The organism is Massilia brevitalea (assembly GCF_030711405.1).
Taxonomy (GTDB): Bacteria; Pseudomonadota; Gammaproteobacteria; order Burkholderiales; family Burkholderiaceae_D; genus Telluria; species Telluria brevitalea.
Genome location: NZ_JAULSI010000010.1, coordinates 42,475 through 55,812, shown reverse-complemented (window position 1 = coordinate 55,812; position 13,338 = coordinate 42,475). Strand labels below are relative to the sequence as shown.

Sequence of the window (13,338 nt, the reverse complement as noted above, 5' to 3'; positions counted from 1 at the left end):
CCGCTGCGCAGTTCTGGCGTGCTCCCGCGCACGCTTGATCGCGCTCATACTTGGAACGCCCAGCCTCACTAATCTCGATACGGTCACGAACGGCCAGCCGCCGACGTCCACCAAAGGAGATGCCATGCGCCCGACGATCCTCGCCCTGTTCCCGCGTATCCGGCGCCTGTTGCGCCATGCCGGCCTGCGCATCGGGGCACTGCTCCTGTCCGCCACCCTCGCCGCCTGCGGCGGAGGCGGCGTCTCGCTCGGCTTCGGCTACGTCGACTACGACGATGGCTACGACGACTACCCGTACCACCCGGGCTGGCCGGGCGGCGGAACGTCGTCCGATCCCGGCATCTTCCTGATCGCCGGCGGCTTGTGCCCCACCTGCGGCGGCACGCTCGACGGCTCCGGTTCGGCCGCGCGCTTCGATGCCCCCGAGGGCATCGTGCTCGGCCCCGACGGCAATCTGTTCGTGGCGGAACGCACGAGCGGCACCATCCGCAAGGTCTCGCAGCAGGGCGTGGCGGTGACCCTGGCCGGCAGCGCCGGCGCCAGCGGCAGCAGCGATGGCGCCGGTGGCGCGGCGCGCTTCAACGGGCCGACCCGGCTCGAGGCCGACGTCGACGGCAATTTGTACGTCACCGACAGCGGCAACTCCACCATCCGCCAGGTGAGCGCGGCCGGCGCCGTCACCACGCTCGCCGGCGCCGCCGGCCAGTGCGGCAGCCAGGACGGCAGCGCCGGCAATGCACGCTTCTGCAACCCGCAGGGCATCACGCTCGACCGCAACGGCAACCTGTACGTGGCCGACACCATGAACCACACCATCCGCCGCATCGACCGCAACAACGCCGTCACCACGGTGGCCGGGACGGCCGGCGCCTGTGGCAGTGCCGACGGACGCGGCAATGCGGCCCGCTTCTGCGAGCCGCGCGACATCGAGGTCGACGACGACGGTTACCTGTACGTGGCCGACACGGCCAATTCCACGATCCGCGAAATCTCGCCTTCCGGAGAAGTGCGCACGGTCGCCGGCGCCGCCGGCCAATGCGGCACCGCCGACGGCCCGGGCGCCAGCGCGCGCTTCTGCAACGCCGCCGCGCTGACGATGGACGGCGCCGGCACCCTGTTCGTGGCCGACACCGGCAACGGCACCATCCGCCGCATCGGCAGCTCGGGCGCGGTGAACACTGTGGCCGGCACCCCCGGCACCCGGAACGTGGTGCTCGGCCCCCTGCCAGGCAGCCTGAACGCGCCGCGCGGCATCACGGTGCTGGCGGCCGGCTCGCTGGCGGCCACTTCGCAGAACATGGTGCTGAAACTGGTGCCGGCGCGCTGATCGGGAGAGGCCACTGTTGCGCAAACCATACTCTCGCGCCAGCTCAGTCCTTTGCTGCAGTGCATGGCGACTTGCCGCACAGAAGAGTTAGCGCTGTAGGCGTAGACTGTGGCTCATGAACACATCGAAAAAAATGGCGGCAGGGATGGCGGGATTCGCCAGCGTGTTGTGGCTGGGCCTGACGGCTGCGGTGGCCGCCAACCAGCGACGGCTGGTGTTCAACCCGACCATCATCCCCGAGGTCAATAGCCCGCGCAGCAGCGGCCATCGCACCCGCCCGATCGTCCTGCGCGCCAAGGACGGCACCCGCCTCTGCGGCTGGCTGATGACGCCGCGCACGCCGGGTCCGCGCCCGGCGGTGCTGTATTTCGGCGGCCGCTCCGAGGAAGTGTCCTGGGTGGTGCGCGACGCCGGTAATCTGTTCCCCAACATGACCGTGCTGGCGATGAACTACCGCGGCTACGGCAATTCGCACGGCATCCCCGACGAAACCCTGATGATCGACGACGGCTGCACGCTGTACGACTGGCTGGCCGCCCTGGGCCAGGTCGACGCGCGCCGCATCGCCGTGGTCGGGCGCAGCCTCGGTTCCGGCGTCGCCGTACAGGTGGCGAAGGAACGCGCCGCCCACTCGGTGGTCCTGATCACGCCCTACGATTCGATCCTGGCGATTGCCAAGCGCAAGTTCCGCGCCATGCCGATCGAGTACATGCTGCGCCACCGCTTCGAGTCGATCAAGTACGCGCCCTCGCTCACCGTTCCCACTTGCGTGCTGCGCGCGGAAAGCGACGACATCGTGCCCCACTCGCATACCGACCAGCTATGCGGCAAGCTGGCCAACCTGATCGCCGACGAGATCGTGCCCGGCTCGGACCACCTGAACATTCCCTACCTGGAAGCGACCCAGGCCCGCATCGCCAGCTTCCTGAGCGAGCGCTTCAGCCAGCCCCTGCCCGCCCCGCAACTCCTCGAAACTGTGGCGTGAAGGAAAAAAGATGCCGAATGTTGTCGGCATTTATATTTCCTTCGAATAAATTGCCAAGTAAAATCGTATTTGTCATGCATCCACGGGCTGATGCATATTTGACAGGTTGAGCTGCGCAGGTTTTCCGATACCCGGCGCCACGCAGCGCATGGCCGGGCTACCCTCCCCGTTTGCTGTTGCGACGCTGCGACATTCGCGCGCGTAATGCACGGGTTGAGCAGGCCGCGATACAAATCGTAACCCCGTGAAACGTTTGGGGCTGACACAATCCGCACGTCATCGAATTGCGTGAACGAATGGTGCCTGCACGGCAGTGTGCAAGTGCGATCCAGTGCCGCTCGATGCCTTGCCTTTATGCCGCCCTTCCCAACGCAGCCGTTGCGCCGGGTACAATATCGAAATTCCAGGAGCTATTTCATGAAATTCAAGCAACTCAGCATGACGATTGCAGCACTGTGCATCGCCGGCACGGCAAGCGCAGCCAATCCGAAACTGGGCATCGTCTATGATGCCGGCGGCAAGTTCGACAAGTCGTTCAACCAGTCCGCTTTCGAAGGCGCCGAGCGCTTCAAGAAGGAAACGGGCATCTCCTACATCGAAGTCCAGGCCAACAGCGATACCCAGGCCGAGCAGGTGATGCGCGGTCTCGCGCGCAAGAAGCTCGACATGATCGCCGCCATCGGCTTCTCGCAGACCCAGGCCGTGGCCAAGGTCGCCAAGGAATTCCCGAAAGTCCGATTCGTCCTGATCGACTCGATCGCGCCAGGCGCGAACGTGAACTCGATCATGTTCAAGGAACAGGAAGGCTCCTACCTGGTCGGCGTCGCCGCCGCCATGGCGTCCAAGACCAAGAAGATCGGTTTTGTCGGCGGCATGGACATTCCGCTGATCCGCGCCTTCTCGTGCGGCTATAACCAGGGCGCCAAGGCGCAGCAGCCGAAGATCGAGATCATGTCGAACATGGTCGGCACCACCGCCGCGGCCTGGAACGACCCGGCCAAGGGCGGCGAGCTGGCACGCCAGCAATTCGACCGCGGTGCCGACGTCGTGTTCGCCGTGGCCGGCGGCTCGGGCATGGGCGCCCTGCAGATGGCCAAGGAAAAAGGCAAGCTGGCGATCGGCGTCGATTCGAACCAGAACTACCTGCACCCGGGTAACATGCTGACCTCGATGGTCAAGCGCGTCGACATCGCGATCTACGACTCCTTCATGCAGGTCAAGAACAACACCTGGAAGGGCGGCACCACCTATAAAGGCCTGAAAGAAGGCGGCGTGGACTGGGTGCTGGACAAGGACAACCGCAAGGTCGTCACCCCGGAAATCGAAAAACGCGTGAATGGCGTAAAAGCCGACATCATCAACGGCAAGATCAAGGTCATCGATTACCGCGCAGGCAGCAGCTGCCCGGTCTGATTTTCATATCGTTGTAACGACAAGCGCGCCGCGCCGGAGACCCCGGCGCGGCGCGCTTTTAAATGCGTTGGGCTGGCCACCGTGCCACCCAATGCATTCATCATTTTTAAGCAAACATTTTTACTACTGATCGCTATGCAGCCAGCCGTAGAATTTCGCAACATAAGCAAGGCCTTCGGGCCGGTGCAAGCGAACGCTGACGTCAGCTTCACGATCGCCAAGGGTTCCATCCATGGCGTCATCGGGGAGAACGGCGCCGGCAAATCCACCCTGATGAGCATCCTGTACGGCTATTACCATGCCGACAGCGGGCAACTCCTGATCGATGGCCAGGCGCGGAATATCCGCACCAGCCAGGAAGCCATCGATCTCGGCATCGGCATGGTTCACCAGCACTTCATGCTGGTCGAAAACATGACCGTGCTCGACAACGTGATGCTCGGCGCCGAGGGCGGCTTCAAGCTGGCTGCGAAACGCAAGGAAGTCGAAAACAAGCTGCGCGAGATCTGCACGCGCTACCGCCTCGACGTCGATCCGCTGGCCACCATCCACGATCTGTCGGTGGGTGCCCAGCAGCGCGTCGAGATCCTGAAGCAGATCTACCGCAGCGCGAACATCCTGATCCTGGACGAGCCTACCGCCGTCCTCACCGCCCAGGAAACCGCGTCCCTGTTCGAAATCCTGCGCCTGTTCAAGGACCAGGGCAAGACCATCATCCTGATCACCCACAAGCTGGGCGAGATCATGGACATCACCGACCAGGTGACGGTGATGCGCGCCGGCCGCGTGGCGGGCGCCGTCACGACCAGCGAGACCTCGAAGGAGCAACTGGCCAACATGATGGTCGGCCGCCCGATCGAAGGCAACCTGCCGCGCAAGCCCTTCAATCCCGGCGCGCCTGTCCTGAAAGTGAACAACCTGCAGCTGCAGGATGCGAACAAGGTGCAGCTGCTGGCCGACATCAACCTGACCGTGCGCGCCGGCGAGATCGTCGCGCTTGCCGGCGTGTCCGGCAATGGCCAGAGCGAGCTGATGGAAATCCTGGCCGGCATGCGCCTGCCGACGTCCGGCCAGGTCGAGTTCGATGGCAAGCCCCTGCCCTATTCCGGCCGCTCGAATGCCGACGGCTTGCCGGCCACCTTTCGCCAGCTCGGCATCGGCCACGTGCCGGAAGACCGCCTGCGCGACGGCGTGATCAAGGATTACTCGGTGATGCAGAACACTGTGTTCGGCTACGAAAGTCGCGTGAAAAACCGCTGGGGCCTGTTCGACTTCGAGGCGATTGCCAAGCGCTGCGCGCACCTGCTGCAGGCGTTTGACGTGCGTCCGAACAACCCCGACATGCGCATCGGCCTGCTCTCCGGCGGCAACCAGCAAAAGGTGGTGATCGCGCGCGAAGTCTCGGCCCAGCCGAAACTGATGCTGGTCGGCCAGCCGACGCGCGGCGTCGACATCGGCACCATCGAGTCGATCCACACCCAGCTGCTGCGCCTGCGCGACGAAGGCGTGGCGATCCTGCTGGTGTCGACCGAGCTGGAAGAAGTGCGCGCCCTGGCCGACCGCATCGTGGTTGTCTCCGGCGGGCGCGTCACCGGCGAACTGGCCATCGACGAATTCGACACTACCCGCATCGGCCTCCTGATGGGCGGCATGCACAAGTCATGAAACAGATGAAACTCACCGAACTTCCACGCTGGGCGACCGGTATCGCCCTGCCGCTCCTGAACCTGCTGTCGGCGCTGCTGGTCGCCGCGCTCGTCATCCACCTGCTGGGCGAAAGCCCGATCGAGTCGATGAAGATCCTGATCGACTCGGCCGTCATCAATCCGGAAGGCCTGGCCTACACGCTGTTCTACGCCAGCACCTTCATCTTCACGGGCCTTGCCGTGTCGATCGCCATGAAGGCCGGCCTGTTCAACATCGGCGCCGAAGGCCAGATGTACTTCGGCGGCCTCGGCCTGACCCTGGCCGTGCTGGCGTTCGACAACACCCTGTCGCCCTGGCTGCTGATTCCGCTGGCCATGGTCGGCGCCGCCGTGTTCGGCGCGCTGTGGGCCTTCCTGCCGGGCTACCTGCAGGCCAGGCGCGGCAGCCACGTGGTGGTCACGACCATCATGTTCAACTTCATCGCCGCCAGCCTGATGAACTTCATCATCGTGAAGTACCTCATCCCCGAGGGCGAGCAGAACCCGGCCAGCCGCGTGTTCGCCGACAGCGCCATGCTGCCGACCCTGAACACCTGGTTCCCCTTCTTCGGCGATACCCCGCTGAACATCGGCTTCCTGGTCGCCATCGCCGCCCTCGTCATCTACGGCGTGGTGGTCTCGCGCTCGACCTGGGGCTACCAGCTGCGCGCCACCGGCCTGAACCAGCACGCGGCCCACTACGCCGGCGTGCGCATCAGCCGCATGATCATCGTCGCCATGCTGATCTCGGGCGCCCTGGCCGGCCTGGCCTCGGTGAACTCCATCATGGGCTCGACCCATTACCTGAGCCTGAACTTCCCGGCCGGCGCCGGCTTCATCGGCATCGCCATCGCCCTGATGGGCCGCCAGCACCCGGTCGGCATCTTCCTGTCGTCGGTGCTGTTCGGCGCGCTGATCCAGGGCGGCTTCGATCTGTCGCTGGAAAAACCGAACATCCCGGTAGAGACCTTCGTCTTCATCCAGGGCCTGATCATCCTGTTCTGCGGCGCAATGGAAAACCTGTACGGTCCGGCGCTCCTGAAACTGATCAACGCAACACGCAAGGGTTAAATCATGGAAGGCTTTGATATCGCCAACATCGTCGTCTCGACGATCCGCAACGCGCCGGTGCTGATGTTCGCCGCGCTGGCCGGCCTGTTCGCCGAACGCAGCGGCGTGGTCGACATTGGCCTCGAGGGCAAGATCCTCGCCTCGGCCTTCGTCTCCGCCGCGGTCGGCTACACGACGCAGAACCCGTGGCTGGGCATCGCCGCCGGCATCGCCGTCTCGGTGGCGCTGGCCATGGTCCAGGCATTCGTCTCGATCACGCAAAAGGGCAACCAGCTGGTGGCCGGCATCGCCATCAACATCGCCATGAGCGGCCTGACCTTCGTGGTCGCCCAGTACATCTTCCAGCAGGGCGGCCGCACGCCGGACCTGGGCGCGGCGCGCCTGGCCAGCGTGACCCTGCCGGGCGCCGAAGCCTTGGCCGGCGTGCCAGTGCTGGGCTGGATCTGGAACAGCCTGATCGGCGGCCACTCGCCGCTGGTCTACCTGGCTTTCCTGCTGCTGCCGGTCGTGCACTGGGTGGTCTACCACAGCCGTTTCGGCCTGCGCCTGCGCGCCTGCGGAGAAAACCCGCACGCAGCCGATGCCGCCGGCGTCTCGGTCGAGCGCACCCGCTACATGGCGATGCTGGTGGCCGGCGTGCTGTGCTCGTTCTCGGGCGCCTACCTGTCGATCGTCCAGAGCGGCTTCTTCCTGCGCGACATGTCGGCCGGCGCCGGTTACCTGGCCCTGACGGCCCTGGTGTTTGGCAATTGGCGTCCACTGCAGACCGTGCTCGGCTGCCTGATGTTCGGCTTCTTCTCGGCCGTGCAGATCCAGATCGAAGGCGTCGATTTGCCGCTCGTGGGCCGCATTCCCGGCTCGCTGATCCAGATGATTCCGTACGTCGTGACCGTGATCGTGCTGGCCGGGCTGATGGCCAAGTCGGTGGCGCCGAAGGCGGTTGGCAAGCCGTTCGTGAAGTCGCGCTGATCTGCACTTGATGTGAACGGGAAGGCGGCCAGATGGCCGCCTTTTTATTTGAGGTACCGGTTGCAATGTAGGGTGGGCGCTAACGGTACGCGTGGGCGGCGAAGCCGACCACCCTACTTTCCGGATGCGTCCAGCTTGCGCAGCGCATGCTCCTTGCCCGTCATCGCCGCGTGCCAGGCCGGCAGCACACGGAAGGTCAGCGCCAGGTCGTAGTCGCCGGGGATGCTGCCGGTGTCCATCGGCACGTCGCCCGCGCGGTTCTGGAACCAGCGCAGCCATTCCACGGACCCCGGCGCCGGCGAATTCATGTAGGGCGCGCCGGCGTTGGCGGCCGCGCCTTCGCCCGGTGCGGCCAGCGGCATGAAGAACGACGCCATCCCCTGCTTCGGATTGGCGGCATTCCACTGCGCGGCGCCGTGGCAGCTCAGGCAGGATGAATTCGCGGCGTTCCGGGTCAGCACGCGCCCGCCCTCCCCGGCCACCGAGATATCGTTCAGCGCGTGGTCGTTCGGCCCCGACAGGCGCCCGCCCCAGCCCAGGGTTTCAGTAGCGTACAAGGGCGCGTTCGGATTCACCCAGGTTTCCTGCAGCGCCGCGCCAGGGTTCAGCGCGCTGTTGGCCTGCGGATCGTTGCCCCACTGCGCGCCGAGCGCCACCATCTGGTCCCACACGCCGGCGCTGCCGGGACGCGTGTCGCGGTCGTAGACCAGGGTCGTGAACACCCAGCCGGTCTGCGGCGCCGACTGCGTGTCCTTCACCACGACGTCGACCTGCATCAGGTACGCCTTGTCCAGCCGTGGCCTGTCGTTGTGGCCGGTGGTGGCATTCGCCGTCATCATCATCGGCCAGGCCAGCGCGCCTTCCATCGCCGGCCAGGTGGCCGGGTCGGCGGTGGTGAACGCCAGCTTGACGGTGATCGAGCCCTCGGCGTACTGGGTCGCGCCGCCGTCGAGCATCGGGGCGTTCGGGTTGCGGCTCCAGATTTTCCCCAGCGTTTGCGCGGCGGTACGGTTGTAGTAGGTCAGCACATAGGTCGTAAAGGGTTTCGTCAAACCGCTTTTCGGGAACAGGGTATTGTCGACCTTCTCGATCCCGACCAGCATGCCGTGCACCGGCTCGCGCTGGGCGCCCAGCCAGGGGTCGTTGTACCAGCCGCGCTTGGCCGCGTTCCAGTCCTCGTAGTCGGCCAGCAGCGTGGCCATGTCGCGCGCGATGCTGTCCTTCAGGGCCTGGGTGTAGGCCGGCGCGCTGGCAGTGGTGATGGCGCCATTGCCGATCGCCGTGCGCCAGGGCATGTGGGGCGCCGGCAGGCCGGCGGGATAGTTATAGCTGAGCCTGAACAGCGGCCCGGTATAGTCGGCGGGCGGCAGCTTGCCGTTGTGGTCGGCGTAGGGATTGACGCTGGCAGCCAGCGCGCCGAGCGCGAGCAGGCTGCCGGCCAGGCAGAGGCATGCGTTGCGGATGAGCATTTTCGATTCCTTGTGTGGAGGGCGAACAGCTCATCTTCCGCGCGGGCGGGGGTCACGGCTTGTGGCCGGACAAGGCTTCGAATTGATCAGTCACGCGCCATGGACCTGGAGCGCCACAGCGTCCACGACAGCCCGATGCCGCCCGACACGCCATTGTTCTTGCGGTGCAGCGGGCTGTCGTCGTTGGCGCCGACGCCGTAGTTCTCGGCGCGCACGAAGCCGAACACGCGCAGATCCGGGTTGACCTGGCGCGCCGCAAAGGCGCCCACGCGCACCAGGATCAGGCCGGATTTGGCGGCATAGGCCGGACGGTCGGCGCTCGCGTACTGCGGCGCGACTTCGTAGAAGTAGCGGTTGATCTTGCCGTCGCCGACGACGGTGGAGAGCTGGGTATCGAACATCCATTTGCCGTCGGCGGTGCGGCGTTCGTAGACCAGGCGCGGCTCGAAGGTGTAGCCCTGGTGGCGCACGCCGCTGCGCACCTCGAACACCGCGCGCAGCGGCAGCTCGGCGCGCAGGCCGCTGTAGGCGTCGAAGCGCGCCAGGCGCAGTTTCAGGCGCGGGCCGAATTCGCCCAGGGCGCCAAGGTCGGGCATGCCGGCGCGGGCGTCGACGTCGTCGGACCTGGCCGGCAGCGAGGCCGCCAGGCCGACGTCGAGTTCGGCGTTCTCGCTGCGGAACAGGCGCGCGCCGATGCCGGACTGGTCGGCCCGCAGGATCTTGCCGCGGTAGATCACGGTGGGAATGCCGAGCACGCGGGTTTCGCGGTCATCCGCGCCGGGATAGGCCGGGGTGCTGATGACACCGCCGCCCAGGCCGAGTTCCCACAGCGGGCGGCCCGGCGGTTCGCTCGGGGACGCGGCCGAATCGATGATCTGGGCGGAAGCGTGCAGCGAGCAGGCCAGGCCTGCGAGGCCGACGATGGCGGGCAAGATTTTGTTCATGTGAAAAGGGAAAAGGCGCGGGGCGCGGGGCTTGTTATTTTAGCAGCAGGATGGGCGGGATTATGCGGGTTCTGGTTGATGGCGGTTGCGTCATCGTCGGGTGGGCCGGGACGCGCCAATCATGGCCTGGTAGACCGGACCGCGATAGGCATCGTACGGTGGGCACTCCGTGCCCACGCGGTTACGTGCGTGTCTGGAATCACGTACGGAAAGGTGTCGCTCGCTCGGCATGCGACGGACGGCAAATCGGCTTCGCTCGTTGTTTCGAGCGATGGGTCGCGGCAGCAGGTGCAAGGATACGTACGTACCGCGTGGGCACGGGGTGCCCACCGTACGGTTCCCCGTTCGCGCGTCGAATACGGATATCGGCGCATCAAATAAAAAGGCCGCAGCGTGCTGCGGCCCTCTTCGTCGATGCGGCAACGCTACGGTCGATCAGCCGTAAATCGCCTTCAACACCTCGGCCAGCTTGTAGCCGCCCTTGATCAATTGTTCCTTGGCCAACTGCGAGCTTGGCACCGGGTAGTTGTCCGGCACTTCGAGCGTGAAGGTGTAGTACACGTCGCCCTTCTTGCCCGTCTGCGGCACCAGCTTGCCCGGCACCACGTCGCCGTAGGCGATCTTCGACGCAATCAGGCTGTCGTCGGCCCACTGGTAAGGCCAGATGGCGAGCTCGCCCGTATTCGCCTGGATGGCCGGCTTGCCGGCAATCGCCGCGTCGGCGAACTGGTCCGGGGTCCTGGTGCGGATGCGGCGGAAGGCGTAGTCGACCGTGGTGCTGTCCCAGTACGAGTGGAAGGGTTTCGTCAGCGCCTTTGGCACGCCTTCCCTGATCGGCTTCGGCTCGCCCGGCGGAATCACGGCATCGCTCAGGCGGGTCAGGCGCTCGTCGTCGAGCAGCAGGTTGTTGCCGCCGCGCGAATCGAAGATCGCCGCTTCGTCGACTTCGGCATGGGTCTTCGGCACCACGAACTTGCCGTCCTTGCTGACAAAGGCCGCGCCCACGTGCAGCGGCTGGTGGATGTCGCCGACCATGTGGGTCAGCAAGATCAGCGCCTGGCGCTTGGTGAACTTGTGCGGATTCAGGGCCGGGTCGGTCTTGCCTTGCAACACGGCGATGGCCTGCTTCAGCGTTTGCACGATGTCGTGCTCGCTCGTGCCCACGCCGTGGTCATGGTAGTGCGCGAGCTGGAACGGCACATCGGTGTAGTGGTACTCGCTGTGCTTCGGGTTGGCATTCGTGTACTCGACCATTTCCGGCGACTGCGGACCGCAGTAAGTGCCCTTCACGCAGTCCGGCCAGTTGGCGATCGACTGCAGGGTTTCGCCCGGCAGCAGGAGCGCCGCGATCTGCTTTTCGGCGTTCGTGCCCTTCAGCAGGCGGTCGGCAATCGCGCCCACCGCGCGGTGGCCATCGCCGCCCCAGGCGGCCGCGTCAAACGACACGAAGGCGCTTGCCAGCGCCAGTACACAAGCTAGTTTTTTCATGATGTTCCTTGGGATGTAGCGTTTGTTTATTGCTGCGTGGTCAGCACGATGGACATGACGGTCATCAGGGCCACCGCCAGCGCCGCCAGCAACAGCGCGCGCCGTGCCGGCGGCAGCGAAGACTTCAGCAGCAGGCGCTTGACCACGGTGACGCCGATCACGGCCAGCGCGATGGCAACGATGATGACGATGTTCTGGTCCATGATCAGTTCGCCGCCTTGATTTTGTCGATGCGCACGGTCGAGGCCATGCCCGCAGCCGGTGCGCCGGCGCCCGGGTTTTTCGCAATGAAATCGCTCAGCGCGTCGAGGTCGACCAACTGGGTGTCCACGCGGTTCGTGCCCTTGGCGAATTCCGGAATATTGTCGCCGCCTTCGGCCAGGAAGTTATTCGCGACCACGCGGTAGGTCTTGCCGTCTTCGATCGCCGCGCCGTTCAGCTTCAGGCTGCCCGGCAGCACGCGGCTGCCCACCGGGCGCTTCGCGTCCCAGGTGTAGGTAAAGCCTTGCGACACCTGCAGGATGGTGGCGCCGGAGCTGCTGGGGCGGTCCCACTGCTGCTCGAGCAGGCGGCGCAGCTGGGCGCCGGTCAGGTCCATCACCACCAGGGTATTGCCGAACGGCAGCACCGCCTGGGCATTGCCGAAGGTGGCAAGCTGCCCGTCCGCGGTTTCCAGGTCCTTGCGGATACCGCCGCTGTTCATGAAGCCGATCTGCACCCCCTGGTTGCGGGTGGCGGCGACGATGGCGTCGGCGACCAGGTTGCCCAGCGGTGCTTCGCCGGCGTCGTTCGCCTTGCGCGCCACCGTGGCCGTGCCGAGTTTACCCAGCGGACGCGCCAGTGCGGCGGTGCTGCGTTCCTTGACGCGCGCCAGGTAGGCGCTGATCTTCGGATCGGCCGTGAACTTGCTCGGGTCCATGACCACGTTGCGTACGTCGATGTCGGCCACGGCGCCGCTCTTGGCATCGACCTTCAGCGCGATGCGCGACAGCAGGTGGCCGGCGGCATCGGCCTGGGTCACGACGCGGCCATCGACCTGGCACAAATAACCCTGGTGCGAGTGGCCGGTGATGACCAGGCGGATCGCCGGATCCAGCGCCTTGACGATGTCGACCACGCCGCCGGTGAGGCCCTTGCAATTCGGCTGCTCGGGGGACTCGTCGGTGCGGCCGCCCTCGTGCACCAGGGCCAGGATCACCTGGGCGCCCTCGGCGCGCATCTGCGGCAGCGTGCGGTTGATGGCTTCGGCTTCGCCAATGAAGTCGAGGCCGGCAATGGCCGAGCTCATCGCCACCGAGGCGGTGTCCTGCAGCACCACGCCGACAATGCCGACCTTCACGCCCTTGACGGTCTCGATGCGGTAGGCCGGCATGAAGGGCTTGCCGGTGGCTTTATCGAGGACGTTGGCGGCGAGGTAGGTGAAGCGCGCACCCTTGAAGTCCGGCGCCAGCTTGCAGGCCTTGTTCGGGCGCGGCGAATCGCAGCCGCCGTGCTGCTGGCGCAGCAGTTCCTTGCGGCCCTGGTCGAATTCGTGGTTGCCGACCGAGCTCACGCGCAGGCCGAACAGATTCATCGCTTCGATGCTCGGCTCGTCGGCCCACATCGAGGACAGCGCCGGGCTGGCGCCGATCAGGTCGCCGGCGCCGATGAACAGCAGGTCCTTGTCTTCCTGGCGCCAGGCGGCCAGCGCGCCGCTCAGGGTTTCGATGCCGCCGGCGCGCAGGGTCTCGCTTTGTCCGGCGGCGCTGGTGTACGTGTATTTGCTCGGTTCCAGGTTGCCGTGGAAGTCGTTGATGGCGACCAGGTTCAGGGTGATCGGTTCCTGCGGCGTGCTCGCGCAGCCGGCCGCGGCAAGCGCCAGCACCAGGGTGGAAAGAACGGCGCGGGCGCGCGGGGAAGCGATCATGGTGGTCCTTGATTGAAGAAAACGGGTGCCCTTGCGAGGCGACCCGGATTATTGCACGTAGGAGAGCATGGGGAAATCCTT

The 13,338-nt window shown here is 65.8% G+C and carries 11 protein-coding genes; 6 read left to right on the top strand and 5 right to left on the bottom strand.

The window, feature by feature from the left end; genetic code table 11:
- The first annotated feature begins 124 nt into the window (after positions 1-124).
- From QWL29_RS08220 to QWL29_RS08195, 6 genes are all read left to right on the top strand, one after another.
- The gene (locus tag QWL29_RS08220; protein ID WP_305822402.1) at positions 125-1,327 is read left to right on the top strand and encodes an NHL domain-containing protein; all 1,203 of its coding nucleotides are present in this window, start codon (positions 125-127) and stop codon (positions 1,325-1,327) included.
- Between the two features lie 115 nt (positions 1,328-1,442).
- Complete coding sequence (locus tag QWL29_RS08215; protein ID WP_305822401.1) at positions 1,443-2,312, top strand: alpha/beta hydrolase; 870 nt, start codon at positions 1,443-1,445, stop codon at positions 2,310-2,312.
- Between the two features lie 417 nt (positions 2,313-2,729).
- Positions 2,730-3,725, top strand: a complete 996-nt coding sequence (locus QWL29_RS08210; RefSeq protein ID WP_305822400.1) for a BMP family lipoprotein — start codon at positions 2,730-2,732, stop codon at positions 3,723-3,725.
- 135 nt (positions 3,726-3,860) lie between these two features.
- The gene (locus QWL29_RS08205; RefSeq protein ID WP_308635119.1) at positions 3,861-5,390 is read left to right on the top strand and encodes an ABC transporter ATP-binding protein; all 1,530 of its coding nucleotides are present in this window, start codon (positions 3,861-3,863) and stop codon (positions 5,388-5,390) included.
- 5 nt (positions 5,391-5,395) lie between these two features.
- Positions 5,396-6,481 (top strand): ABC transporter permease, encoded by a 1,086-nt coding sequence (locus QWL29_RS08200; protein ID WP_305822488.1) that lies wholly within the window; start codon positions 5,396-5,398, stop codon positions 6,479-6,481.
- 3 nt (positions 6,482-6,484) lie between these two features.
- Positions 6,485-7,450, top strand: coding sequence for an ABC transporter permease (locus QWL29_RS08195; protein WP_305822398.1), 966 nt, complete (start codon positions 6,485-6,487; stop codon positions 7,448-7,450).
- Positions 7,451-7,563: 113 nt separating this feature from the next.
- Here QWL29_RS08195 and QWL29_RS08190 read toward each other — a convergent pair whose 3' ends face one another.
- From QWL29_RS08190 to QWL29_RS08170, 5 genes are all read right to left on the bottom strand, one after another.
- Positions 7,564-8,919, bottom strand: coding sequence for a hypothetical protein (locus tag QWL29_RS08190; protein ID WP_305822397.1), 1,356 nt, complete (start codon positions 8,917-8,919; stop codon positions 7,564-7,566).
- Between the two features lie 86 nt (positions 8,920-9,005).
- Positions 9,006-9,863, bottom strand: a complete 858-nt coding sequence (locus QWL29_RS08185; protein WP_305822396.1) for a MipA/OmpV family protein — start codon at positions 9,861-9,863, stop codon at positions 9,006-9,008.
- A 435-nt stretch (positions 9,864-10,298) separates the two neighbouring features.
- Complete coding sequence (locus QWL29_RS08180) at positions 10,299-11,351, bottom strand: S1/P1 nuclease (protein WP_305822395.1); 1,053 nt, start codon at positions 11,349-11,351, stop codon at positions 10,299-10,301.
- 26 nt (positions 11,352-11,377) lie between these two features.
- Complete coding sequence (locus QWL29_RS08175; protein ID WP_305822394.1) at positions 11,378-11,554, bottom strand: hypothetical protein; 177 nt, start codon at positions 11,552-11,554, stop codon at positions 11,378-11,380.
- A gap of 2 nt (positions 11,555-11,556) precedes the next feature.
- A complete protein-coding gene (locus tag QWL29_RS08170) occupies positions 11,557-13,257 on the bottom strand; it encodes a bifunctional metallophosphatase/5'-nucleotidase (RefSeq protein ID WP_305822393.1) in 1,701 nt (566 codons plus the stop codon).
- Positions 13,258-13,338: the final 81 nt, after the last annotated feature.

Excerpts from the sequence above, each read along its gene's own strand:
- QWL29_RS08220 (WP_305822402.1), top strand. The coding sequence starts at position 125 with ATGCGCCCGACGATCCTCGCCCTGTTCCCGCGTATCCGGCGCCTGTTG.
- QWL29_RS08215 (WP_305822401.1), top strand. The coding sequence starts at position 1,443 with ATGAACACATCGAAAAAAATGGCGGCAGGGATGGCGGGATTCGCCAGC.
- QWL29_RS08210 (WP_305822400.1), top strand. The coding sequence starts at position 2,730 with ATGAAATTCAAGCAACTCAGCATGACGATTGCAGCACTGTGCATCGCC.
- QWL29_RS08205 (WP_308635119.1), top strand. The coding sequence starts at position 3,861 with ATGCAGCCAGCCGTAGAATTTCGCAACATAAGCAAGGCCTTCGGGCCG.
- QWL29_RS08200 (WP_305822488.1), top strand. The coding sequence starts at position 5,396 with ATGAAACTCACCGAACTTCCACGCTGGGCGACCGGTATCGCCCTGCCG.
- QWL29_RS08195 (WP_305822398.1), top strand. The coding sequence starts at position 6,485 with ATGGAAGGCTTTGATATCGCCAACATCGTCGTCTCGACGATCCGCAAC.
- QWL29_RS08190 (WP_305822397.1), bottom strand. The coding sequence starts at position 8,919 with ATGCTCATCCGCAACGCATGCCTCTGCCTGGCCGGCAGCCTGCTCGCG.
- QWL29_RS08185 (WP_305822396.1), bottom strand. The coding sequence starts at position 9,863 with ATGAACAAAATCTTGCCCGCCATCGTCGGCCTCGCAGGCCTGGCCTGC.
- QWL29_RS08180 (WP_305822395.1), bottom strand. The coding sequence starts at position 11,351 with ATGAAAAAACTAGCTTGTGTACTGGCGCTGGCAAGCGCCTTCGTGTCG.
- QWL29_RS08175 (WP_305822394.1), bottom strand. The coding sequence starts at position 11,554 with ATGGACCAGAACATCGTCATCATCGTTGCCATCGCGCTGGCCGTGATC.
- QWL29_RS08170 (WP_305822393.1), bottom strand. The coding sequence starts at position 13,257 with ATGATCGCTTCCCCGCGCGCCCGCGCCGTTCTTTCCACCCTGGTGCTG.